General features: G+C 60.3%; 20 protein-coding genes and 1 tRNA gene. 18 read left to right on the forward strand and 3 right to left on the reverse strand.

Going from position 1 to position 23,471, the window contains the following annotated elements; translation table 11 throughout:
• The first annotated feature begins 44 nt into the window (after positions 1-44).
• The 4 genes from BSZ35_RS13685 (at position 45) to BSZ35_RS13700 (ending at position 3,278) form a co-directional block, all read left to right on the forward strand.
• Positions 45-641, forward strand: a complete 597-nt coding sequence (locus BSZ35_RS13685) for an OmpH family outer membrane protein (protein WP_105012971.1) — start codon at positions 45-47, stop codon at positions 639-641.
• 257 nt (positions 642-898) lie between these two features.
• On the forward strand, positions 899-1,732 hold the full coding sequence (panB, locus tag BSZ35_RS13690) for a 3-methyl-2-oxobutanoate hydroxymethyltransferase (protein WP_105012972.1): 834 nt from the start codon (positions 899-901) through the stop codon (positions 1,730-1,732).
• A 47-nt stretch (positions 1,733-1,779) separates the two neighbouring features.
• Positions 1,780-2,592: a 5'/3'-nucleotidase SurE gene (gene surE, locus BSZ35_RS13695; protein ID WP_105012973.1), complete on the forward strand. Its 813-nt coding sequence runs from the start codon at positions 1,780-1,782 to the stop codon at positions 2,590-2,592.
• A gap of 269 nt (positions 2,593-2,861) precedes the next feature.
• Positions 2,862-3,278 carry a secondary thiamine-phosphate synthase enzyme YjbQ gene (locus tag BSZ35_RS13700; protein ID WP_105012974.1) on the forward strand — a complete coding sequence of 139 codons (417 nt, stop codon included), beginning with the start codon at positions 2,862-2,864 and terminating at the stop codon, positions 3,276-3,278.
• A 79-nt stretch (positions 3,279-3,357) separates the two neighbouring features.
• Here the strand turns inward: BSZ35_RS13700 and BSZ35_RS13705 are convergent, their stop codons facing one another.
• Positions 3,358-4,395, reverse strand: coding sequence for a mechanosensitive ion channel family protein (locus BSZ35_RS13705; protein WP_105013846.1), 1,038 nt, complete (start codon positions 4,393-4,395; stop codon positions 3,358-3,360).
• Positions 4,396-4,419: 24 nt separating this feature from the next.
• The gene (folD, locus tag BSZ35_RS13710) at positions 4,420-5,310 is read right to left on the reverse strand and encodes a bifunctional methylenetetrahydrofolate dehydrogenase/methenyltetrahydrofolate cyclohydrolase FolD (protein WP_105012975.1); all 891 of its coding nucleotides are present in this window, start codon (positions 5,308-5,310) and stop codon (positions 4,420-4,422) included.
• A 417-nt stretch (positions 5,311-5,727) separates the two neighbouring features.
• On the opposite strand from folD, the gene asd reads away from it, so the two are divergent.
• The 9 genes from asd (at position 5,728) to BSZ35_RS13755 (ending at position 16,561) form a co-directional block, all read left to right on the forward strand.
• Positions 5,728-6,807, forward strand: a complete 1,080-nt coding sequence (asd, locus tag BSZ35_RS13715; protein WP_105012976.1) for an aspartate-semialdehyde dehydrogenase — start codon at positions 5,728-5,730, stop codon at positions 6,805-6,807.
• A 76-nt stretch (positions 6,808-6,883) separates the two neighbouring features.
• Entirely contained in the window at positions 6,884-7,429 is a 546-nt protein-coding gene (locus BSZ35_RS13720) for a GNAT family N-acetyltransferase (RefSeq protein ID WP_146110102.1), read from the forward strand.
• A 54-nt stretch (positions 7,430-7,483) separates the two neighbouring features.
• Positions 7,484-7,556: transfer RNA gene (locus BSZ35_RS13725), tRNA-Gly, on the forward strand.
• A 244-nt stretch (positions 7,557-7,800) separates the two neighbouring features.
• Entirely contained in the window at positions 7,801-8,511 is a 711-nt protein-coding gene (locus BSZ35_RS13730; RefSeq protein ID WP_105012977.1) for a response regulator transcription factor, read from the forward strand.
• Between the two features lie 1,319 nt (positions 8,512-9,830).
• On the forward strand, positions 9,831-10,553 hold the full coding sequence (locus BSZ35_RS13735; RefSeq protein ID WP_258096442.1) for a response regulator transcription factor: 723 nt from the start codon (positions 9,831-9,833) through the stop codon (positions 10,551-10,553).
• A 179-nt stretch (positions 10,554-10,732) separates the two neighbouring features.
• Positions 10,733-12,025, forward strand: a complete 1,293-nt coding sequence (locus tag BSZ35_RS13740) for a glycosyltransferase family 4 protein (protein ID WP_181149342.1) — start codon at positions 10,733-10,735, stop codon at positions 12,023-12,025.
• On the forward strand, positions 12,022-13,515 hold the full coding sequence (gene wbaP / locus BSZ35_RS13745; RefSeq protein ID WP_105012980.1) for an undecaprenyl-phosphate galactose phosphotransferase WbaP: 1,494 nt from the start codon (positions 12,022-12,024) through the stop codon (positions 13,513-13,515). The genes BSZ35_RS13740 and wbaP overlap by 4 nt, the downstream gene beginning before the upstream one ends.
• Positions 13,516-13,570: 55 nt before the next feature.
• A complete protein-coding gene (locus BSZ35_RS13750; RefSeq protein WP_105012981.1) occupies positions 13,571-15,937 on the forward strand; it encodes a polysaccharide biosynthesis tyrosine autokinase in 2,367 nt (788 codons plus the stop codon).
• A gap of 99 nt (positions 15,938-16,036) precedes the next feature.
• Positions 16,037-16,561: a hypothetical protein gene (locus BSZ35_RS13755; RefSeq protein ID WP_105012982.1), complete on the forward strand. Its 525-nt coding sequence runs from the start codon at positions 16,037-16,039 to the stop codon at positions 16,559-16,561.
• Between the two features lie 222 nt (positions 16,562-16,783).
• On the opposite strand, the gene BSZ35_RS13760 is transcribed toward BSZ35_RS13755, so the two are convergent.
• Positions 16,784-17,806, reverse strand: a complete 1,023-nt coding sequence (locus BSZ35_RS13760; protein ID WP_105012983.1) for a porin — start codon at positions 17,804-17,806, stop codon at positions 16,784-16,786.
• 222 nt (positions 17,807-18,028) lie between these two features.
• Between BSZ35_RS13760 and BSZ35_RS13765 the strand changes: the two genes are divergently transcribed.
• From BSZ35_RS13765 to BSZ35_RS20070, 5 genes are all read left to right on the forward strand, one after another.
• Positions 18,029-18,970, forward strand: coding sequence for a calcium/sodium antiporter (locus BSZ35_RS13765; protein ID WP_105012984.1), 942 nt, complete (start codon positions 18,029-18,031; stop codon positions 18,968-18,970).
• A 283-nt stretch (positions 18,971-19,253) separates the two neighbouring features.
• Entirely contained in the window at positions 19,254-20,312 is a 1,059-nt protein-coding gene (locus BSZ35_RS13770; protein WP_105012985.1) for a sodium:calcium antiporter, read from the forward strand.
• A 141-nt stretch (positions 20,313-20,453) separates the two neighbouring features.
• A complete protein-coding gene (locus tag BSZ35_RS13775) occupies positions 20,454-20,852 on the forward strand; it encodes a BlaI/MecI/CopY family transcriptional regulator (protein WP_105012986.1) in 399 nt (132 codons plus the stop codon).
• Positions 20,845-21,210 carry a hypothetical protein gene (locus BSZ35_RS19290; protein ID WP_146110103.1) on the forward strand — a complete coding sequence of 122 codons (366 nt, stop codon included), beginning with the start codon at positions 20,845-20,847 and terminating at the stop codon, positions 21,208-21,210. The genes BSZ35_RS13775 and BSZ35_RS19290 overlap by 8 nt, the downstream gene beginning before the upstream one ends.
• Positions 21,210-23,321 (forward strand): M56 family metallopeptidase, encoded by a 2,112-nt coding sequence (locus tag BSZ35_RS20070; RefSeq protein WP_146110104.1) that lies wholly within the window; start codon positions 21,210-21,212, stop codon positions 23,319-23,321. The genes BSZ35_RS19290 and BSZ35_RS20070 overlap by 1 nt, the downstream gene beginning before the upstream one ends.
• The last annotated feature ends 150 nt before the right edge of the window (positions 23,322-23,471 follow it).

The raw sequence follows: 23,471 nt of genomic DNA on the forward strand, positions 1-23,471 counted from the left end.
CTACTGCAGACATAACGCTTTTCCTGAGAACGTCTTCTACCACTATGGCTAATCGAGTTTCTACTTTCGTCGTTGCACTGGTTCTTTCATCGTTCCTCCTGCTGCCGACCGCACAGGGGCAAAAGATTGGATACGCCAATCAGGAGGCCCTGCTGGCGAACATGCCGGAGATGAGCGAGGTGCAGCGCCAGCTTCAGCAGGAGGCGCGACAGCAGCAGCAAGAGCTCCAGAAGGAGCAGAAGCAGCTGCAGCGAAAGATGCAGCAGTACCAGCAGCAGCAGTCGCTTCTTTCCGACTCGGCGCGGGCCCAGCGCGAGCGTGAACTGCGCCAGCTGCAGCAGCAGCTTCAGAAGTCTTCGCAGCAGCGGCAGCAGGAGCTCCGACAGCGGGAGCGGGAACTGATGCAACCGTTGCTCGAGGACCTGCAGAGTGCAATTGAGTCGGTGGCATCGGAGCAGAACTTGGACGTGGTGCTTCGGAGCCAGGCGCTGCTCGACGTTGACGAGAACAGTAGTTCGGTTGTCAACATCTCGCCGGACGTGGCCCAGCAGTTGGGGATTCAACTTCAGCAGGCTCCGGCGGAACCGTCGCCCACGGTGCAGCCGAACGGTACGCCGACCACACAGGGCGGAGGGCAATAAGACGTCCTTCTTCTTTGCCGCAACATGATGGGTGGAGGCCGGATCCGGGACTGGGTCCGGCCCTCCGTATTTGGGGGAGGAGCGGAGGCTCTTTGAAAGGGGAACGCACGCGGCCGATTTCTGGAAGACGAAGGGGCTGCATTTGGAGAGCGCACTCCTCCTTTCTATGTTAAGGGGTCCCACTGGGCGTATTTCTCGCCCGCATTCGTCGCTCCCTCAAGGGGGGCGGTCTCTTTTTTTTGATTACAGCTTCCGATATGGGTTCTGATTCGTCTCTTCCCGACGTTGCCGACGTGACCCGCGTGACGACGAAAACCGTTCAGGAGATGAAGGAGGCCGGCGTGCCGATTGCTGTCCTCACTGCCTACGACTACACCTCGGCGCGCCTATACGACCAGGCTGGAATCGATGTCCTGCTCGTGGGCGATTCGGCCTCGAACGTGATGGCCGGCAACGAAACGACCCTGCCGATGACGCTCGAGCACATGATTTACCACGCGCAGTGTGTGGTGCGGGGCATCAGCCGGTCGTTGGTGGTGGTCGATCTTCCGTTTGGGTCGTATCAAGGCAATGAAAAAGAGGGATTGCATTCTGCTATCCGAATGATGAAAGAGGCGGGGGCCCACGCCGTGAAATTGGAAGGAGGCAAGCCGGTGGTGAATACTGTGAAGCGAATCGTGGAGGCGGGCGTCCCCGTAATGGGCCATCTTGGGCTCACGCCGCAGAGCATCTACGATTTTGGCACCTATCAGGTGCGGGCGCAAGAGGAGGAAGAAGCGCAGCAGCTCCGGGAAGATGCCAAACGGCTGGAGGAGGCAGGCTGCTTTGCAATCGTGCTCGAAAAGATTCCGGCGGAGCTTGCTGCGGAGGTGACCGAGTCGCTCTCCATTCCGACCATTGGGATCGGGGCCGGAGCAAGCACGGACGGGCAGGTGCTCGTGTCCCACGATGCCCTGGGGCTCTCCACGGACTTTAATCCCCGCTTCGTCCGTCGCTACGCGGAGCTTGAGGACACCATCACCGAAGCCATCGGGGACTATGTGGCCGACGTGCGAAGTCGCTCGTTTCCCTCCGAAGAGGAAAGCTACTGAGACTGAGGGGTCGGGTCACCGTTTCTCTATCTGACGCTTACTTGTTGATGAATCAGTCGTCCTCAGAAGACGTCCCGCGCATTCTCTTATGCAACGACGATGGGATTACCGCACCGGGCATTCAGGCCCTGGCCGACGCCCTTGATTCCGTTGGAGACCTCTACGTCGTGGCGCCGGAATCAGAGCAAAGTGCGGTGGGACACGCCATTACCGTGCGCGACCCTGTGCGGGCGCACGAGGTCGAATTTTCGACGTCGTCGGGGCCCATTCCGGCGTGGGCCGTGTCCGGCACGCCCACCGATTCGGTGAAGTTGGCCTGCCACGAGCTGCTCGACGAGAAGCCGGACCTGGTGGTGAGCGGCATCAACCATGGCCCCAATACCGCCGTGAACGTGCTGTATTCCGGCACGGTAAGTGCCGCAACGGAGGGCTCCATCCTTGGGGTCGACGCGATTGCGTTCTCCCTTTGTGACTGGTCGTCCGACGACTTCCGGGCGGCGCGCCAGTGGGCGCGACGCATCACCCGGCTCGTGTTGCGCACAGGGCTCCCCTCCGGCATTCTGCTAAACGTAAACGTGCCGGCTGTGTCTCCGGAAGAGATTGAAGGCGTGGCGGTTACGCGACAGGCACGCTCCCGCTGGGAGGAAGGATTCGATGAGCGCACCGATCCGGCCGACCGGCAGTATTTCTGGCTGGCCGGCACGTTCGTCGATCTGGACAACGGGCAAAAGACGGACACGACGGCGGTGGAGCGAGGATACGTGTCGGTGACGCCCATCCAGCACGACCTCACGGCCTACGACGCTCTCGACGCGCTTCGCGATTGGGACTGGGGGCAGGGAGAGGAGTCCAAGCCGTAGGAGGGGCTCGAATGTCGGTACGTGAGGGTGGGCGTATGTGGGAGGCGAGTCCGTGAGGGGCGAGTTCTGAATTGGGAGATCGTCCGTTTCCCCCTCCAGCAACAGGAACGCGATCCTGAACAACTGTCTCCTGCGTTCGGACCCGGTGTCGGCGTCGTTCTGGGCACGGCGTTCATGTGCCCACATTCCCAAGCGTGGATACGGGGTAGATCACGAGCCGTCGGGGTTCCATTGCGTTCTCGAATACTCCATTTCCAATTGCCAGAGAAATGAGCAGTTATCAGGACCGCATCGAGATTTCCACCTCGGGCCATCGCGATATGCACGACCTCACGGAGGCCGTGACGCAGATTGTGCGGGCCTCGGGCATCGAGACAGGACTCGCACACGTCCACAACGTGGGCAGTACAGGGGCAGTGGGCACTATTGAGTTCGAGCCGGGACTCCAGCAGGACCTCCCGGATTTGCTCGACGAGATTATTCCGCCGGACCGCACCTATGCCCACGAGCAACGTTGGCACGACGGCAACGGGCACTCGCACGTGCAGGCCACCACGCTTGGGCCGTCCGTGACGGTACCAGTGGGCGACGGCGAGCCCATCCTAGGCACGTGGCAGCAGATCTTCCATCTCGAATGCGACGTAAAGCCCCGTGAGCGAACCGTCGTTGTAACCGTGCAGGACTGATCCAATTCGTGGGAGAACGGGACGGCTTCCCGTCAGGCATCCGTACGCCGATATCGAGTCTATCTCCCAGGAGGCGGACCTACTCCTCCGACGTCCCAGTCCCGCTCCGGACCGGTGACAGGAGCTTGGTCCCTTCAAACGCCTTCGCCTCGTCGAGGAACAGCTGACGGTGCGGGAACGGAATCTCAATGTCGGCTTCGCGCAGTGCCTCGCGCACCTTTTCGGTATAGTCCCACCGGATGGCCACCTCCTCGCTTGGGTTTCGGATGTAGAAGCGAAGGGCCATGTCGACGCTGGAGTCCCCCATGCCCGTCACCACCACTGTGGGGGACGGCTCCGAGAGCACACGGTCATCGTCCTCGGTGAGCGGCAGCAGTACCTCGCGGGCCTCCTCCGGATACTCCTTATAGGCAATACCGAACGCAATATCGACGCGCAGAACGTTGCGCTTCGTATGGTTTACGACCCGCTGTGTGATCATCTGCGAATTGGGACGCACGATGATTTCGTTGCGAACGGTACGGATGCGGGTGGAGCGGAGCGTAATCTCGTCCACCTGTCCATACTCGTCCTCCACCTCGATGTAGTCCCCCACCCGGAATGGCTTGTCGACGAGGATGGTGACGCCGGAAATGAAATTCTCCAGCGAGTCGCGCGCGGCAAAACCGGCAATAATACCGGCAATACTCAAACCGCCAATGAGGACAGCGACGTTGAGGCCCAGCTGGTCGAGCACGACCGTGCCGATGAATACCAGCATGACCACCCGGAACGTTTTGAGCAGAACGCTCTGGAGGCCGGGCTCGATGCTCTCGGCCTGGTCGAGGCCGCGGTGGAGAGCCGTATCGAGGCCGCGGTAAATGATGTATAACAGTAAAAACGCCGCTAGGGCCAACAGGCCGCGCTCCAGGAAGAGGCCCGTAAGATACACGAGTCCTGAGGACAGGTGCTCGTAGAGTGCTTCCCATTGCCCTTCCGTCAGCAGTCGCAGGGCCTCGCTGAAGGCGTTGCTGAACTCGTTGACGGCTCCGTTGATCACTGTCGTGTCAGCGGGGGCCGTCTGACTCTGCTGAGAGGATTGGACGATGGACTGCGGGGCCTCGGAACCGTCGGACATGGCGAAACGAGAGGCTTGGAGCATCTACGCAGAAGCGTGCAACCGGGCGGCCGTCATGGTATTCTTAAGCAACATGGCCCGCGTCATCAGTCCGACGCCGCCGGGGACCGGGGTGATCCAGGAGGCCTTCTCCTTCACGGCGTCGAAGTCCACGTCGCCCACGAGCCGGTAGCCCCGCTCCTTCGAGGCGTCCTCAACTCGGTTAATGCCAACGTCGATGACGACGGCCCCCTCTTTTACCATGTCGGCCGTAATGAATTCGGCCTGCCCGAGCGCCGCCACCACGAGGTCGGCCTGGCGGACGTGTTCGGCCAGATCCTTCGTACGGCTGTGGCACACGGTCACCGTTGCGTTTTGGTCGCGCTGCATGAGAAGGTTGGCCAGCGGCTTGCCCACGATGTTCGAGCGGCCTACAATGGTTGCGTCCATGCCCTCGGGGTCGAGGTCGCAGCGATCCAGCATTTCCACGATGCCGTAGGGGGTGGCGGGGATGAACGACGGACTGCCGAGCAGGAGTCGTCCTAGATTCTCCGGATGAAAGCCGTCCACGTCCTTCTGCGGGTCGATGGCGTCAATCACGCTGCGGTCGTCGATGTGGTCGGGGAGGGGGAGTTGGACCAGAATGCCATCGACCGATGCGTCTTCGTTGAGCTCGTGTACAGTGTTGAGAAGCTCCTCTTCCGGCAGGTCGGCGTCGAAGTGGTGGGTGTCGGTTTCAATGCCCACCTCGGCGGCGTCTTTTTCCTTCCCGCGCACGTACGCCTTCGACGCCGGGTTGTCGCCCACGAGGACGGCGGAGAGAAAGGGGGGACGGTGCGTCTCGGTCCAGTCGTTGATTGCGGATTTGACCTCGTCGCGGACGGATTGGGCAATTTCGCGTCCGTCAATGAGCGTAGCGGGGTCGGAAGCAGGCATGGACGTGCAGCGTTGATGAATGCAAATGCGTGGGTATCTTACAAGCTACAAAAGCGACGCCGAAGGCCAAACGATGCCCGGCAAAGCTTTGATGGGGAATGATCGAGGGCGGGTTCCTTTGGATTTTCCTTCACGAAGGAACGTCGCTCGGGAGAGCCGGTCTGCTGAAGAAGGAACGTTGTGGGGGGATTTCGTATTCCGTAGTGCGCGAGCCTTAAAGTGGGCAACCGCATCCCGAGCACAGCAAGGACGTTGTTTGGGACTGAAATACGCAAGAGAACCGCAGCCGACGCCTTGGATACTCGTTGGGACCGAGACGGGGCATCTCGTCCGTTGGATCGGCGACGGTAAAGGCGTCTCGGAGCGTGAGTGCTTATTTTACTGAGACCCACATTCGAAGACCAACCGAGCAGAGTCATGGACAACTTTCGTGTCGGAATCCTTGGCGCCACCGGCGCCGTGGGACAAACCTTCATCCGCCGCCTCTCCGATCACCCGTGGTTCGATGTCGTCGAAGTGGCGGCGTCAGAGCGGTCGGCTGGGAAATCGTACCGTGAGGCGGCGAACTGGCTGAGCGGGAAGCCGATTCCGTCCGACGTAGCGGCGCTGGAGGTAAAACCGACCGAGCCAGACGCACTGGACTGCGACTTCGTGTTTTCGGGGCTCAGTTCCTCGGTGGCCGGCGAGGTGGAGAAAGACTTTGCTGAGGCAGGGTTTCCGGTAATCTCGAACGCGAAGAACTACCGTCTTCAGGAGGACGTCCCGCTTCTTCTGCCGGAGGTGAACCATGAGCATGCGGCGCTGATCGAACAGCAGGACTGGGGGAGCGACGGGTTCATCGTGACGAATCCGAACTGTTCGACCGTGGGGCTCGTCTGCGGCCTGCGTCCATTGATGGATGCCTTCGAGGTAGAGGCCGTGCAGGTGACGATGCTTCAGGCCCTTTCTGGGGCCGGGTATCCGGGGGTCCCGTCGCTCGACGCCGTGGGCAACGTCGTACCCTACATCGGGGGAGAGGAGGACAAGATGGCCACCGAGCCCCTGAAGATTTTGGGCACGCTAACCGGCTCTGCCGTTGAGCCGGCCGACCTTACGGTGAGTGCCCAATGCACGCGCGTGCCGGTGCGGAACGGGCACCTTGCCTGCACGTCGGTTCGCTTCCGCGAGGACGTGACGGCCGCGGAGGTGGAGCAGACGCTCAAAGACTACCGGTCGCCGCTTGCCGGGCGGTCGCTGCCGAGCTTGCCGGATCCCTTTCTTCAGGTGCTCGACGCCCCCGACGCCCCGCAGCCCCAGCGCCACGTCGACGCGGGCGACGGCATGACGGTCTCCGTGGGGCGCATCCAGGACTGCCCAGTCAACGACGTGAAATTCGTCTTGCTCTCGCACAATACCGTGCGCGGCGCCGCGGGAGGGGCCATCCTGAATGCGGAGCTGCTTGCCGAGGACGGCCGACTGCACCCTGCGTCCGCTGTCGCGGCCGCAAAGGACGCGTAACCGCCGTTCGTACTGGGCCTCCTTCCGTTCTGGAGGGGCCTCGTGTTCACAGCATTCTCGACAACTGGAGATCGATATGGATCATCCCGACGTGCGACAGGCCCGAATGTCCGATCAGGACGCGGTGGCTGACCTCTGGATGACACTTCTCACTGCCCAGTCGGAGATGGACGATCGGGTAGGGGCTTCCGACGACGCGCGCGAGCGCTGGGAGAACGACTTCCCCATGTGGCTCGACGACGAAACCGCTCGGCTCTACGTGGTGGAGAATGAAGAAGGCAGTATCGTCGGATTCGCGTCGGCGCGACGGTGGGGGCCCGCCCCGATCTACGAGGAGAGCTCAGAGGTGTACCTGGACGAGTTGTACGTGCGTCCCGAGAGCCGGCGTCAGGGATACGGCACCCAGCTGGTGCGTGCCGTGCGGCACTGGGCCGACCAGATTGGAGCGCAACGGGTGCGGCTGCGCGTGCTCACCTCCAACGCCGACGGGCGGGCATTTTGGGCGTCGCAGGACGCCATTCCGCTTAGCATGACGCTCACCATTGAGGGCGAGGCATCCGATAATCCCGACCGGGACGAAGGATCTGAAAAGATCGGGTTTTCTTCGGAACGGAACGCATAATGTCCCGTCCAACCTCGTGCTTCTTCTAATGGAGAAGAGAATGAACTTTCCAATGCGGGTGTAGCTCAGCGGCTAGAGCATCTGCTTGCCATGCAGAAGGTCGTGGGTTCGACTCCCATCACCCGCTCTTCAGAGCGAGACGGACCGGCAGGTTCGTCTCGCTTTTTTTATTTCAGATGGGGCGAAGGCCGACACTCCGAATCTCATCCAAAGGATGACGCGGAGGAGGGGAATTTCTCCTTTTATTTTGAAAACAGCGGTCGGAGGGTTACCTTTCTCGTATCCTCTGCTATTTTAGGAGCAACGCGGATTGTAGCCGCCGAGTCTTCCTCCAAACATCCACTCCGTTTACCACAAGTCCCTTCTACACTATGTCGTCGAATGACCGCTCCACAGACCATATTCGTGTCTACCTCGTCGACGATCACCCCGCCATCCGCGAGGCCATCCGCGACACCATTGAAGGCACGATCGACATGGAGATCTGCGGGGAAACCAGTTCGTCCGATGAGGCCTTTCGCGAGATTGAGGAAATTCAGCCTGACGTTGCCATCGTCGACATCTCGTTGAATGATGCGCACGGGCTTGATCTCGTCCAAAATGTGCGTTCTCAGTATCCGGAGGTGCGGATGATTGTCTTCTCCATGTACGATGAGAACGTCTACGCCGAGCGGGCCATTCGGGCCGGGGCGGCGGGGTATCTCATGAAAAGTGAGCCGACGAAGAATATTATCGAGGCCGTTCGATCCGCCCATGATGGAGAGGTCTACCTGAGCCGCAAAATGTCGTCGCGGATTCTCAACAAGGTGGCCATGGGGCGCACGGCAGAGCCGAGCTTTGCGATCGACGAGCTGACCGATCGGGAAATGGCGGTCTTCCAGATGCTCGGACAGGGCTACAGCGTTCAGGAAATCCAGGATCGGCTAAGCCTGAGCCGAAAGACCATTGAAACGTACCGTCGGCGAGCCAAGGAAAAGCTCGGGTTCGACACCGTCTCGGAGCTGCTGCAGTATGCCGTGCAGTGGACGTACGGACAGGGCACGCACGGGGAAGGCGAAGCTTCTGCCCAGCAATCCTCCTAGGGGCAAGGCATGGTTCCCTGATGATTCCGTTCATCTCTCTCGTAACCAGGGGAACGACGGACGGTGCGGGTAAGCAACGCATATCTGCCGTACGTCTTTTCGGTCCCGTTCAATGAAGGAGTGCGCGCGGGGAATTCTTCGTGCAGGCGTTCGAATAAGGGAGTGTCCTTTCTCCTTGACGACGCCGATGGATTTTGCTTCGTGGAACGCGCTGTGATATCTGTGGGGGCATATGTACCCGTCTTCAGCTCCCACCATTCCTCGTCGGCTCCTGGGCATCTGTGTGCCTTTGCGAGATTAATCCCAGGACCGACACGTCGGAGTGCCGTTGGAGTCCAGCGGCGCCCTGAACGAAGTGAGGAAGTAGTTTTGGGCTGCGCCCTGAGCGAAGTGAGGAAGTAGTTTTGGGCTGCGCCCTGAACGAAGTGAGGACGTGCTTTCAGGGTGCGCTGCACAAGGAGGATCCACCATGTCCGAGGGACAATCTCGATAACCCCACAGAAATGTCTCGAGCGCCGACGGTGCTTTTTGGGAAGGAGCGTCCTTTTGAAGCGCTGACATACTGTGCACGATAGCACGAGCCGGGTATAGGGGGCGTTTGGGTCTCAAACAGTGGCGTGTCTGGCAGAGCGAGTCGAGTGCCGATCGTTCAATTCTGACGTTGGACTGGTTTCCGAGCAGGGGACGCCGGTGCTGAAGCATCGTCCTCAGTCGCATGGGCAACGATCAACTCCGTCTCTTCGCCTGAGTGTGGGCGTGCGCGATCAAGAGCGATCAAGAGAGAGTCATGAACGTAGGTGATCCACTTTTTCTCAAGAGGCCCAGTGGAGTCAAAAGCACAGGAGAAGTGTGCCGAGAGACTCTAGGCGTATGCGCCGGAACGCGTTCAGGCGAGTAGTCAGAGTCATCCATTTTCGTATTCCCGATCGGGACAGCTTCGTCGCCGTTCTTCTGCAAATCGGAAAGGAATACCCGGTAGACGGTGAGATGCGCTTAATCTACCGCTCGGGTGGGGGGAGAAGGTGCGACGGAAGATGATACGCCCATTGTAGGTTGGAGCACGTGCCGGTTTCGGAGGGACGCCTTGTAGCTGTTCGGAGACGTATAGGAACGCGGACGAAAGATTGAACGGCGACGATGGGCAGAGGGCCGAGGGGAGGAGCATCACACATTTTCTCACAAACAGACGCCTGGCTTACGTCTTTCGTGTTCGCACTACTTGCTCGAATCGGCGCCCGCAGTGCGAGGGGGATAAGTCATGCATGCAAACTGGGCCTAATCGAATGAACGAGGAAGAAAAGGTTGAATCGACATCGCAAGTGGATTCTTCAAACAATGAAGACACGCGAACGCAAGTCTTTATTGTCGACGATCATCCGGCCATTCGAGAGGCGCTTACAGCCTCCATTAACAGCAAGATCGACATGCGGGTGGTCGGGGAGAGTGGCACGGCGAAGAAGGCGCTAAGGCAGATGGGGCGCCACGAGCCAGACGTTGTTGTCGTCGACATCTCCCTGGAAGATGCGCATGGGCTTGATCTCGTGGAGGAGATTCGATCGCGATTCCCAGACATTCGCGTCGTTGTCTTTTCGATGTACGACGAAAGCGTGTATGCGGAGCGGGCCATTCGGGCCGGGGCCTCCGGCTACGTCATGAAGAGCGAGCCGACTGAGCGCGTCGTGAGTGCCATTCAAGCGGTGGGCGAAGGCGACGTCTATCTGAGTCAACGGATGTCCTCCCGGATCCTCAGCAAAGTGATCCGACAGCAGGACTACGCCTTTAGTTCGGCCACCGAGCAGCTGACCGATCGGGAAATGACGGTCTTTCAAAAGCTCGGGAAGGGCGAGAGCGTACGAGACATTGCGGATGAGCTCGACCTCAGTCGAAAGACGGTGGAAACGTATCGGCGGCGGGCAAAAGAGAAGTTGGGGTTTGATACGGTCGATGAGCTTCTCCAGTATGCGGTACAGTGGACCTACGGTCGAGAGCAGGATCGATGGGATGATGATGACGAGGAGGACGTGTCCGAAGAGGAAGGATGAGCGAGGAGGAGCAGTGGGAGCGGGAGATTCGGCGCAATTGGGGGGGTACCATTGAATGGGAGCGTTGCATTTTCGTACGTCAAAGTGCTCGTCCCATATGCGCTTCAATAGAACGGTGTGAGAGGATTTGCACCGTATCCTGAGGTGACTTCAATCCCCATCTCTACTGGATGCGCCCAATGTCTCCTCTGTTGAACAACGTTAAGTTTCGCGTCACCGATCTTGATCAGTCCGGGACTATTGCGGGGGATGGAAGCGGGCCGGAGACGCTGCTTCGTCCCGATCGCGTAGGACTTGTGCATGACTGGTTGCCCGTTTATGCGGGGGCGGAGCGGGTCCTGGAGCAAATGATTCGTGTCTTTCCGGAATCGGCGCTCTATAGCCTCATCGATTTCCTTCCCGATGACCAGCGCGGATTTCTGCAGGGACGGCCCGTGGAGACGTCCTTTATCCAACAGCTGCCGTTTGCTCGTCAGCACTACCGAAAGTATTTGCCGCTAGCCCCCTTGGCCATCGAGCAGTTCGATCTTTGCGACCACGACGTGGTGGTGTCGTCCAGTTATGCGGTGGCCAAAGGAGTGCTCACCCGGGCCGACCAGTTGCACATCAGCTACGTCCATAGCCCCATCCGGTATGCGTGGGATCTCTACCACGAGTACATGACCCAGGGAGGGCTCGGGCGGGTTCGGAGCCTGTTGGCTCGCCTTGTGCTGCACTACATGCGCCTCTACGACATGAGCACGGCGTCGCGGGTAGATCTCTACGTGGCGAATTCCAAGCACGTTGCCCGGCGCATCTGGAAGACGTACCGGCGACCGGCCCAGGTCATTTACCCCCCGGTCGACGTCGAACGGTTTACCCTTCAGCCCAAGAAAGATAACTACTACCTGACGATGTCGCGCCTGGTCCCCTACAAGCGCGTCGACTTAATCGTCAAAGCCTTCACGGAGATGCCCGACAAAGAGCTCGTCGTGATTGGAGACGGGCCGGAGTTTGAGACCATCAAGCGACAGGCAGGGTGCAACGTGACGATGCTTGGGTATCAGCCGGACGACGCGGTGAAGTATTACATGGAGCATGCGCGCGCCTTTGTGTTTGCCGCCGAAGAAGACTTCGGAATCGTGCCGGTGGAGGCGCAGGCCTGCGGGACACCCGTGATCGCGTATGGGCGAGGCGGTGTCCAGGAGACGGTCGTGCCCGGGACAACAGGGGTCTTTTTTCCCGAGCAGACCGTGGAGCATTTGAAAGAGGCGGTCGATGAGTTTGAAAAAATTCGGGGACGTCTATCCCCGGAAGACATTCGCGCGCAGGCCGAGCGATTCGCCATTCCGGTCTTTCGAGCGGCCTTTGACCGGCTCGTCCACACGGCCTACGCGGAGTTTGTGGACGGATTTTCGGCACTCGACGGGTCGTCGGCTTCTGTAGGGGCCCCCATCCAGCAGCAATATCCTAATTTGAGTCTCCACTCGTGATCGGTTCATCGTCCACGTCTACATTCGAGCAGCAGGCCCGTCCCTACGAGACGTTGGCCTCCGCCCCTTCTCAAGTTCGGGATACGGTTGCGTCTCTACAGGTTGCGCCCTCCCAGTGGAAAACGATTCTCACGTTTCTCTTCGGAGACGTCATCGGCGTGCTGTCGGTGCTGGGATTCGTATATCTGGGGGCCAGTACGTTCATTCCTGCGTACGCGCCGCGGGCATATGAGGTCGGCCTACTGGTACTGCCCGGTGTTCTTCTGGCGTACGCCGTGGCGGGGCTCTACCAGCGTCGTTTCACGCATCCGGCCCTCGAGATGCAACGCATTGGGGCGCTGACCCTGCTGATGGGGGCGGTGGCCGGGGGGGTAGCCTACGGGGCTACGGGAGACGAGACGGGAGCTGTGCTTTTTCTGGCGGGGGGAGGACTCGGGGCGATCATCATGCCGATCTGCCGAAGTCTCTTCCGGGTTGTCTTTGCGCGGGCCGACTGGTGGGGGGTGCCCGCCGTCATCGTTAGTTCAGGGACGAGCGGGGCCGCTATTCTCGACACGTTGAATCGCTGGCCGGAAATTGGGGTGCGCCCCGTGGCCCTTCTCAGTGACACGCCCGGCGAGGACGATCTACAGGTCCCAATTCGAGGAGGCTATGAGCTGGCTCCGTATTTGGCTCGCCACCTTGGGATTCCCTACGCGCTTTTGGCCATGCCCTCCCTCACCCATACGGGCCGAGCCAACCTTCTCGCGCAGTACAGCAAGTTTTTCGATCACGTCTTCGTGATGCCGGACCCAGCGGGGGCGCCGGCCCTCTGGACGACGGGACGGTCCGGCGACGGCCTCTTTGGCTACGGGGTGCGAAACGTGGCTCTCCGTCCCGGGGCCCGGCTCATAAAGCGGGCCGTGGACATCGTCGGGGCCCTCATTGGACTCCTCCTCCTGGCGCCCCTTTTGGCAGGCATTGCCCTGTGGATCCGACTCGACGCCCCAGGCGCAGTCTTCTATCGCCAGGAGCGCATGGGGCGCGAAGGCCGAATCGTTACCATTCTGAAGTTTCGCACCATGTACGAGGATGCGGACCAAAAGCTGGCGGAGATCCTGGAACAGGATCCTACGCTCCGCCGGGAGTACGAACGGTACCATAAGCTTCAGAATGATCCCCGTGTGACACGCATCGGACGATTCCTCCGCCGCTATAGCCTGGACGAACTTCCCCAGATCCTCAATGTCCTTCGAGGAGATATGAGCCTGGTGGGACCTCGGGCCTACATGCCGTCTGAGCTTGAGAAAATGAACGGGCTGGCACGGGCCGTTCTCCAATGTCCGCCGGGCATGACGGGACTTTGGCAGGTCTCCGGTCGAAATCGACTGAGCTTTTCCGACCGCGTGAACCTAGACGTACACTACATCCAGAACTGGTCCCTCTGGTTGGACCTCTACCTGTTGGTGCGCACCGGCCCCGTGGTGTTTTCCGGAGACGGTGCCTCGTAGAATCGAGGTCGTGCTTTATCCCCCTTAGGTTTCCCCCTTAGTTTGGTGTTTTCCCATGAACGACACGTCGCAAAATCTTACCCCTTATCGGAAGCAAGCCGAGAAGATCGGGCTTCAGTCATCCAATTCCGGATCCGATGATAACACCCTCGATCTTGGGGCCCTCTGGGAGGCGGTAAAGCGGAGCAAATGGGTTATTCTCGGGACGTGTGTTTTCGTCACGGCCCTCACCGCCGCGGTTACGATGATGATGCCTCAGGTGTACGAGGCCGGTGCTGTCGTTTCGGTCGAGCGGGAGGCAGCTCCAGCGCGCATGATGGTCGGCCTGAACGAGCAGCGGGACCTCAGCTCTGAAATTGGTCTGCTGAAAAACTCAGGAGAGCTTGCCCGTCGGGTCGTTTCGACGATCGAAGACGTGGCCGACACCACGCAGGGAGTGCAGTTTACCCTTCTTGCCCCCGTTTCCGAAGAGGAGCCGTACACGCAGTACGCCGCAATTCTCCGTCTGCAGGAAATGGTCTCGTTCGTCCCCGACCAACAGCAGGGACTGATCAATATTCGGGTCGAGAGTCAGGATCCGGCCGAGGCGGCGCTCATCGCGAACAGCTTTGCGCAGCAGTATCGTCTGTTCAGCCGAGAGATGGCACGAGCAGGCGTGGTAGCGGCTCGCGAATTCCTGGAGACACAACTTGAAAAGCGGAAAGACGACATTCGCGCCATTGAAAACGAATGGGAGGCATTCGCGCGCAGTAACGCCATTGTCACGGAAGGCCTCGATGGGCAGAATGTGGCCGCGGAGTACGCGGAGCTTCAGTCGCAACGAGATGCTCTTACGTTTCAGTTGGAGCAGGAGAAGCGCACCCTGTCTATTCTTGAGGACCAGATGGAACGGGCGCAGCCAAGCCTGCGATCGGCGGTGCTCAAAGAGCAGGAGGTGCAGAGCCTTCGGACACAGATCCAGGCCTTGGAAGATCAAATTGCAGAATTGAAGGCCCGGGCTGAGCAGTACTACATCAACGATCCCACCCTCCGAGGCGATGAGTCTCGGGTACGGGAGTTGGCCGAGATTAAGCGTCGCATTGACGGGTTTGAGGATCGGAAAATGGACTTGACGGAGGACCTCGTGGAGGCCTCTCGAGAGGCCAGCGGCACGGCAGGCGGAGTGGCCACTGCCGAGGGAGGAGGCATTGCTTCGATCGGACAGCTCGGGACCCTTCAGGGGCGCATTGAGGAGCAAACGATCAAAATTGAGCAGACCGAGGCACAGATTCAGGCCCTGGAAGATCGGATTTCCGGCTATCAAGGACGTTTAGAGAGCATTCCGCGACAGACGATCCAACGAGAACAGCTCGACCGGCGTCTCACGCAGGCTGAGCAATTCTACAAAGACATTGCAATGGAATTGCAGCGCACCATTGTGACCGAGGAGTCCGAGCTTGGCTACGTGAAGATTATGCGGTCGGCCGTCATTCCCATGCTGCCCGTTCGTCCCAACATGAAGCAGAACCTGGTGCTTGGACTTCTGCTGGGCCTCGGACTGGGCATGGGCCTCGGGTTTCTCCGGCAGTCGATGAGCTGGCAAATTTACGAGCCCGACGACATTCAGGCGAAGGGATATAGCCTCGTCGGAGTGATTCCGAGGATGGATCGGGAAATCAAGAAGACATTCAACGGCTCCGACGTTGTGGAGGTAGAGGGACGAAAACTCAGTACGTGCCTCTTCCCGCTTCTGAACCCGTGGTCGCCAATTACGGAAAACTACCGGCTCGTACGGGCGAATCTCCAGTTTGCGGCGGCAAAGAACCACCGCGACCATGGACAGTCGTCTCAAATTATGATGGTCACGAGCCCGGAGCCGGGAGACGGAAAGACGACGACCGCAACAAACCTAGCTACCACAATTGCGCTCAGTGGTCGCGAGGTGTTGCTCATTGACGCCGATATGCGGCGATCCAACGCACATAAGATGATTGGAGTGGAACGGAGTCCGGGACTGGCTCAGATCCTGGAAGGAGAGACGGGACTCGATACGATTATCGACGATACGATCATCGAGGGGCTCCACGTGCTTCCGGCAGGGGAGCCGAGCGTTCCTCCCACCGAACTGCTCGATTCTGAGCGAATGCGGGGACTGCTCGCATCGGTGGCCACGCTGTATGACATTGTGATTATCGACACGCCGCCGGTGCTTGCCGCTACGGACCCTGTCGTGTTAGCGCCCAACTGCGACGTCGTTCTCGTTGTGGCCTCGGCCGATAAGACGGACTTCCGGGCCCTCTCGCAGGTAGAGAGCACCCTTGAGGCCGTTGGGGCGTCTATCGGGGGAATCATCTTCAACCGCTACGATGCCACACGAGCAGGCGGGGCCAACAAATATGGATACGGGTACAGCTACAAATACGACTATGCCCCGGTCGAATAAAAACGGGGCACGCACTGCGATTCTTGATGCGGATCTACGCGGCCGCTTCCTGGAGTCCAGTGGACACTTCCCCCTTCTCCTGATTTCTCTCTTCTTACAATGAATATCTTCTCTTCCCCAATCCGTCCCCTCGTGCTTCTGGGGATGTTCGGTCTGGCCCTTCTCCTGTGTCCGTCGGGCGTTTGGGCTCAGCAGCTTCCCCAAAGCTCTCTTACGTCGTCAAGCGTTAAGGAATACGGGCGCCCCGGGTATCCGCAGATCACGGTCTACGTATGGGGAAGTGCCGACACGGGTGTATGGAGCGTAGAGAAAGGCACTGATCTTCTCGAGTTCACGAGTGTCGTCTCTCAGGTTCAACTTGAAACCAGGACGCCCGATCAAAGGGCAATCACTCTCCTTCAAATCTATCGAGACGGACAGGCCCGCGGAGAGCCGTTCTTCGAGTCCAAAATCGCGGATTTGTTTACGCAGCGTGGGCGCTATCCCGAAATGCAAGAGGGAGACATTCTCGTTCTGCAGAGAGAGACGAAGGGGCGGTTTACGTGGAAGGACGCGGCTCAGATCATCGGGACGGTGGGGACATTTCTGAACACCTTCCTCATTCTCGACCGGCTGCGCAACTAATACCGCTTGCCGAAGATCATTGTGCATCTACCACGCGTGTCTGCGCGACGATGCCGTCTCCTTTTGCGCCTGGTTCCTCTTGTTCCCCCTGATGTGGGGAGGACCCGATAGAAGGGGGAGCTCAGTCAGGTCCGGAGCAACTCGTAAAGGGCATAGTCCTCCGTGACGACTGGTCTTTGTACAGCTCAGAATCTCTCAAATTCCTACCTCCGGCCCACGCTGCTAGAGGGCCACCTGGAGGCGGGCTGTGAAGAAGCCATCCCCTACGTCGTCGGTGGCCGCCTGGTAGTTGACGAGGAAGCGCAGCAGGGAGGAGTAGTCGTAGTTGTAGCCCAGCGTAAGTTGGTCCTCGGGCGTTGCCTGGATCGGCGTGTCGGGATCGTACTGATCGAAGCGAATCAGCACCTGCTGGTTCTCGCTCACGTCCGCCCCGGCGGCGACGTAAAAGCCAAAGGGGTTGGCCGTGTCCGCTCCTCCGTTCGGGTCAAGCCAGGCCGTATCGAGTTCTCCGGCGAGCAGCCAGCGGTCAATGTCCAGACGAGCATCGGCGCCGAAGAGCACGCGCGTGCCGGAAAAAGCGGGACGACCGAGGCCGGAGAGGGGGGTGTCGTCGTCGATGCTGTAGGCCGCATTGGTGCCAAGCTCCAGTTCACCAGTACTCACAGGCAGGCGCCCGCTCAGACGTCCCACGTACAAGAGCGGATCGCTGGACGGAGGTTGGAGGCCGCTTGTGCCGTTGAAGGCACCCACCGTTGCGGTCAGGCGATCCGGGACCAGCGTTCGTGCAAGAGACACTCCCGCCTGCCGATTCGGGGCCACGTTGTTCACGACGCGAGCCCGTTCTGCGAAGAGGAGATTGGGACGTGGCGTGAGGATTTCGGCACTGAACGGCGTTTTGAAGATGCCGGCCGTCATCCGAAGTTGGTCCGTCAACGGAAGACGAGCAAAGGCATCGAGCAGAATAGAAGAGGAGGCAAAGTCCGTCTGCACGGCGTACTGAAGAGACTCAGCGTTTCCGCCGAAGCGGAGACGTGTAGAGCGAACGCGAAAGCCATCATTGTCGGCCCGGCCCAGATAGGCATCCGTTTGCAGAAGGCCGCCGATCGTTAGGGCATCGCCGCCCCCCACCGACACCGTTCCGGCCTCGTTGGGCGACTGAGCGGAGGCAAGTTGCACCCCCCCCACTGCCACGAAAAGCGCGATGAGGAGGAAAGGGCGGCTGATGCCGGAGAAGGAAGCTCGCATTGAGACTGCGCGTGGAAATGAACAAGACAAACGCGAGGCGAGGATATTCTTCAGTCCAGAAGTATGATAGGAGCGTGCAATTGGAGAGTTTAGAGAGGCACGTTACGGGATGGTAATTGGGCATTTTCTTTTCGGGAAGAGACGGGACCGGGGGCGAACCCGTAGAAGGGCGTTCCGTAGTGAGGTTGGGATCTATATTTCCGGCGTCACTCACACAGGCATATGTTCATCAATTTTCTTCAGATTACCGGTGGATTCATTGTGCTGACGGCCGCCGCGGAGGCCCTCGTGTTCGGGGCATCATCGCTTGCGCGCCGCGTGGGGTTGTCTCCACTGGTCATTGGGTTGACAGTCGTGTCGATTGGCACGAGCCTGCCGGAACTGGTGGTGGGCGTCGAGGCAGCCCTTCGCGGCAGTGGCGACATTGCTCTTGGCAACGTAGTGGGATCGAATATCGGGAATATTGCTCTTATTCTAGGGGTGGCGGCCCTCGCGAAACCGCTCGTCGTGCAGGCCCAGGTGGTGCGAATTGACAGCCCCATCCTGGTCGTCGTGTCCCTTATGTTCGTTGGCCTTATGCTGGATGGACAGCTCGGTCGTCTCGACGGGGGACTGCTCGTAGGGGGGATCGTGGCCTACGTGGCTTACAACCTGTGGGTGGCCCAGAAGGCATCGAGTACGGTCCGGGAAGAGTTTGACCAAGGCATTCCGGATCGGCACTCCGCGATCATGGATGCCGGGTTGCTCGCCCTCGGGATTGGGGGACTTGTCGTGGGGGCGCGCGTCATGGTTGCGGGCGCCGTTTCGATCGCTCAGACGCTGGGCGTGGGGCCCATTGTGGTGGGGCTCACCATCGTTGCCGTTGGCACGAGTCTGCCGGAGCTTGCCACCTCGGTGGTGGCGGCGCGACGGGGAGCAGGAGACATTGCGGTTGGCAACGCGGTGGGATCCAGTATCTTCAACATTCTCGGGATTCTCGGGATCACCATCCTTGTGCAGCCGCTCTCTACCGACACCCTTGGGTGGATCGATGCGGGGGTGATGGTGGGAGTGGCCGTTGTTGTTTTGCCGCTCTTTCGCTCCAACTGGACTCTCAGCCGGGCCGAGGGGGCCTTTTTATTGATCTGTTATTTGGGCTACATTGGGTCCCTTGTGATGGGGTAGGTTTGGGGACGAGACGGAAGGGGATCCCAGCACTTGGTGTTCAAGTACATCTCTCGTGAACTCCGTTCCGGTTCGCCGGTTCGTGCTCTGGCTTCGAACGGGACGCGTCGGGACGTTCCGACGATCGTGCCGAGTCGATCAGCATACAATTCTACTCTGCGCAATCGCACGGGACTATGCTTGAAGGGACAGGTCTCCGACCCGCTGTTGAGGATGAGCGTGCCGTGCGGTTGTCTTCTGTCATTGCGTCTCCGTTGCTTTCGTCTCGTCGCTCCACGCACACATGAGTCCCTTCGTGCAGGTTTCGGCCTACTTCGGCCTCGCCCTTATCTCGACGGCTGTCGTGTGGAAAGGGAGCGAATGGCTTGAATCGTCCAGCGAGCGGTTGTCCGTGTACTATGAGCTTCCTCCCCTCGTGCAGGGAGCTGTCGTGCTGGCGATAGGGTCTAGCTTTCCGGAGCTGTCTACGGCCGTGCTGGCAACGCTTCTTCATGGCGAGTTTGAGCTCGGGGTGGCCGCAATTGTGGGGTCAGCGCTCTTCAACGTTCTGATGATTCCGGCGCTTGCGGGCATCTGGTCCGACGAGGATCTCGTCTCGACGCGCGATCTGGTTTACAAGGAGGTACAGTTTTACCTGATCTCGATTGCGGCTCTCCTCCTGATGTTCTCGTTTGCGGTGATCTACAATCCAGTGGAGAACGCCAGTGGGGCAATCGCAGGAGAGGTGACACGAGGGCTCGTGCTGTTTCCCCTCGTGCTCTATTTGTTTTACGTATACCTGCAGTATCAGGATACGATGGATCACACGGCCGAGGGGGATCCCGCGTCGGTCGCACCAGGGAGACAGTGGGGCGTTCTGCTTGCTGCGCTGCTCGTCATTCTCGTGGGCGTAGAGGGGCTTGTCCGGGCGGCGATCGGACTTGGAGAAGTCTTTGGCACCCCGAGCTTTCTCTGGGGCATCACGGTCGTTGCGGCTGGCACCTCTGTGCCGGACGCCTTCGTGAGTGTCCGGGCGGCCCGGGCTGGAAACGCGGTGACGAGTGTGGCCAATGTGCTGGGGAGCAACGTCTTTGATCTATTAGTGTGCATTCCGGCCGGTGTACTGGTAGCCGGCACGGCCGTCGTCAACTACTCCGTGAGTGCCCCCATGATGGGGGTCCTTACCCTCGCTACCCTGATCGTCTTTTTGTTGATGCGAACCCACATGGTGCTGACGACAGCCGAAGCCTGGGGGCTCATTGCCATCTATCTGCTCTTTGTCGTCTGGATGAGCGTGGAAACCTTTGGAGCTGTCAACTTGCTGCCCAATTTGCCACCGGCGACATCCATGCCCAGCCCCTAATACATCCAGCCGGCGAGGGCATGGCGATCCCTGATGGACGGGGGACATCTGCCGTCGTTTGGGGGCATGCGCTTGTGACTGTCCGACGCGGACGTTAGTCTTTAAACGGAGATGAAATTAAAAATTCACTGAGGCCCTTCTATGGATCCCCCGTTTCAAACCAAGCTCAGCCGACGCGAGCGTCAGATTATGGAGGCCGTCTACCGGCTTGGGGAGGCGAGCGTTGCGGCCGTTCAGGACGAGCTCCCGGACGATCCCGACTATCACGCCGTCCGGGTGGCGATGGCGAAGCTAGAAGACAAAGGGCACCTCTGTCATCGCCGGGAGGGGCGTCGATACATCTACAAACCTGAAATTCCCCGCGAAGAGGCCAAACGGTCGGCACTGGGTCATCTGGTACGCACCTACTTTTCCGGGGCCCCCTCCGAGGTGCTCCTGACGCTTCTGAACATGTCGGCTGAGGATTTAAGCACCGACGACATTGCTGAATTGGAGGCCTGGATCGAGCAGGCAAAAGACGAAGGAACGGCGCATGACTGACATTGCTCTCCGGGTTGGGGCATACATTCTACTTCACGGGACGGTGGTGCTTGTCTGTGCGTGGGGCCTCGTGTGGATGAACCGCGATGGACCTGCGGCCCTCACCCATGCAGTGTGGACGGCGGCCTTTACGGTGTTGCTGCTGCTGCCGGTGGGAGGATACGTGGTGCCGGGGTGGACCGTTGATCTGACGATGGAGTCGTCGCCTGGACACATGGGGACGTTCACTGACGGTCCCCCGTGGCGGGAGGGGAGGAGCCGCTTCCAGGCGGCACGGCCCGGTCAACGACGGTCGACCAGAGTCGCTGGCAGGGGCTGCTTCAGTGGGGCGCGCGCTGGGGGGCACCGGCGTTTTTGATGATGTGGGCCGGCGGGGTGCTGCTGTTTCTGGGGCGGCTTGGGGTGGGAATGGTAACCCTCTGGCGTTGGCGGCGCTCGACGACCAAGCTGGCATACGACGACCTTGTGGGCACGCTCGTCGAGCAGCTCTCGCTTTCCCGCTCGGTATCGGTCCGGTGCAGTGCTCAGGCTCAGGTGCCGACGGTCTGGGGGATTTGGGCCCCTACGGTGCTACTGCCCGCGGAGGCGTCGGAGTGGTCTCGGGCGCGGCTGCGTTCCGTGTTATTGCACGAGCTTGCTCACGTAAAGCGATGGGATGCCCTGACGCACATTGTGAGCCGGATCGCTCGGGCCTTCTTTTGGCCCAACCCGATGGTCTGGCGGGCCGCTGCGCAGGCGACGGCCGCTCAGGAGCGGGCCTGTGATGATACGGTGCTTCTTCGGGGTGGGGTGGCATCGTGGGAGTATGCGGAGCAACTGTTGGCTGTAACGAAGACGCTGCGACGAGGACCCGTTCCCGTGGACGCGGTAGCCCTCGATGCAGGACGCCAGTTTAAGTCCCGCATGCGGGCACTTCTGAAATCCTCCGCCCCGCGCCGGAGATTGACCCGCCGAGAGATCGGCGGGGTGTGCAGCGTCGGGGGACTGTTCCTTGTGGCGGTCTCGCTCGTGCAGGTGGGCCCTGAGCAGCAGGAGCCCAATCGTGGGCAGCAGTACTGGCTGGAGGCGGAGCGCGGCGCGTTGCCGGCGGCCTTTGCAACCGAATCCGACGAGGGGGCGTCGGAACGGGCGTACGTGACGGTGCGGGAGGGGGGCGCGCTTGATCGGCCGCCCCAAGAGGAGCGCGGGGCGTACGTGTTCGACGTGGAGGAGGCGGGGCGGCACCTCATATGGGCGCGCGTACGGGTACCCTCCGATGCACATAACTCCCTCTGGGTTCGCATGGACAGCACCCGATGGATCCGGTGGAACGGAATTGAACAGGGAGAACAGTGGCATTGGGTCCAGGTGCGTGATGCCGACCAGGAGGGACAGCCCGTGGCCTTCGAGTTGTCGGAAGGGCAGCACCGGCTCCAGCTCGGGCCGCGGGAAGATCAGATTGACATTGACCAGCTCGTCGTGACGAACGATTGGCAGTATCGCCCGCCGACAACGGATTCGGACGTCTCGTCCGACCGTGCGCCAACGCAGGTGTGGTTGGAAGCCGAAGAGGGGCAGCTCGAATTGCCCCTTCGCGTCGGGCATAGTCCACAGGCGTCCGGGTGGCAGCACATTGTGGCACAACCCGAAGAGCAGCGTCTCGATGCTCCCCCCGCGAACGGGCGAGTGTCGTACTCCTTCACCGTTCCCCGCTCGGGCACCTATCGCATATGGGGGCGCATCGTCGCCGCCTCAACGGGCAGCGACTCCTTCTGGATTCGCATGGATGAGGGGCGCTGGATTCGATGGAATGAGATTCGGCCGGGGGAGCGGTGGCACTGGGACCAGGTGCACGATGCTGATGCAGAAAACGCTCCGGTCCAGTTTGATTTGGCAGCGGGGACACATCAGCTGACGGTGGCCTATCGGGAGCAGCACGCGAAGCTGGACCGATTGCTTATTACCTCCAGCCCCACGTACCGCCCGCGCGGGACCGGGCGTCGTCCCGAAGGGTCGACTCCGTTCTCCCAGATGCTCCCCCTTTCGAAGGCCACCCTCACGTCTCCAATGGTGCGTGCCGACTCCGCTGCACCCGTTTCTGGGATTGGCGTACCAGATGGCCCTGGGAATGATGCCTACAACAGCGGCCCCGGAGCGGCCACCTGGACGTTCACAGTACCGCGGGAGGGCGAGTACGTGTTTTGGGGAGAGGTGCGCGCGCCTGCGCCCAACGACAATTCATTCTATGTCTCTGTGGACGGGGGCAAAGACATTGCCTGGCACATCCCCGCACCGAATGCAACGACTGAGGGATGGACCTGGGACCCCGTCAGTCGTCTCAAAGAGGGGGAGCACACCGATCCCGTGATCTTTTCGCTAGAAGCCGGTACTCACCAACTTCGCCTCCGAAACCGTGAGGACGGCACCCGGCTCCGTCGGCTGCGTGTAACCAACCGCTCGGCGACCGGTCTCCGGGTCGTTCGTCCGTAACCGGGGGCTCCGAGCCGAGATTGTGCTTGGAGCAAGCAAAGGAACCGACGTAGGAGGTACGGGGGGGCGAGCACAGGCGGTCGCAAGACGTTCCTTGACGATGTGCCTTTTTCGATTACACGATGGCCCTGTCGGCCAATACTCAGAAGC

It is taken from the genome of Salinibacter sp. 10B, from assembly GCF_002954405.1.
Lineage (GTDB): Bacteria > Bacteroidota > Rhodothermia > Rhodothermales > Salinibacteraceae > Salinibacter.

Coding starts and splice junctions, on each gene's coding strand:
- BSZ35_RS13685 (WP_105012971.1), top strand. CDS start 45: ATGGCTAATCGAGTTTCTACTTTCGTCGTTGCACTGGTTCTTTCATCG.
- panB (WP_105012972.1), top strand. CDS start 899: ATGGGTTCTGATTCGTCTCTTCCCGACGTTGCCGACGTGACCCGCGTG.
- surE (WP_105012973.1), top strand. CDS start 1,780: ATGAATCAGTCGTCCTCAGAAGACGTCCCGCGCATTCTCTTATGCAAC.
- BSZ35_RS13700 (WP_105012974.1), top strand. CDS start 2,862: ATGAGCAGTTATCAGGACCGCATCGAGATTTCCACCTCGGGCCATCGC.
- BSZ35_RS13705 (WP_105013846.1), bottom strand. CDS start 4,395: ATGTCCGACGGTTCCGAGGCCCCGCAGTCCATCGTCCAATCCTCTCAG.
- folD (WP_105012975.1), bottom strand. CDS start 5,310: ATGCCTGCTTCCGACCCCGCTACGCTCATTGACGGACGCGAAATTGCC.
- asd (WP_105012976.1), top strand. CDS start 5,728: ATGGACAACTTTCGTGTCGGAATCCTTGGCGCCACCGGCGCCGTGGGA.
- BSZ35_RS13720 (WP_146110102.1), top strand. CDS start 6,884: ATGGATCATCCCGACGTGCGACAGGCCCGAATGTCCGATCAGGACGCG.
- BSZ35_RS13730 (WP_105012977.1), top strand. CDS start 7,801: ATGTCGTCGAATGACCGCTCCACAGACCATATTCGTGTCTACCTCGTC.
- BSZ35_RS13740 (WP_181149342.1), top strand. CDS start 10,733: ATGTCTCCTCTGTTGAACAACGTTAAGTTTCGCGTCACCGATCTTGAT.
- BSZ35_RS13750 (WP_105012981.1), top strand. CDS start 13,571: ATGAACGACACGTCGCAAAATCTTACCCCTTATCGGAAGCAAGCCGAG.
- BSZ35_RS13755 (WP_105012982.1), top strand. CDS start 16,037: ATGAATATCTTCTCTTCCCCAATCCGTCCCCTCGTGCTTCTGGGGATG.
- BSZ35_RS13760 (WP_105012983.1), bottom strand. CDS start 17,806: ATGCGAGCTTCCTTCTCCGGCATCAGCCGCCCTTTCCTCCTCATCGCG.
- BSZ35_RS13765 (WP_105012984.1), top strand. CDS start 18,029: ATGTTCATCAATTTTCTTCAGATTACCGGTGGATTCATTGTGCTGACG.
- BSZ35_RS13770 (WP_105012985.1), top strand. CDS start 19,254: ATGAGTCCCTTCGTGCAGGTTTCGGCCTACTTCGGCCTCGCCCTTATC.
- BSZ35_RS13775 (WP_105012986.1), top strand. CDS start 20,454: ATGGATCCCCCGTTTCAAACCAAGCTCAGCCGACGCGAGCGTCAGATT.
- BSZ35_RS19290 (WP_146110103.1), top strand. CDS start 20,845: ATGACTGACATTGCTCTCCGGGTTGGGGCATACATTCTACTTCACGGG.
- BSZ35_RS20070 (WP_146110104.1), top strand. CDS start 21,210: ATGATGTGGGCCGGCGGGGTGCTGCTGTTTCTGGGGCGGCTTGGGGTG.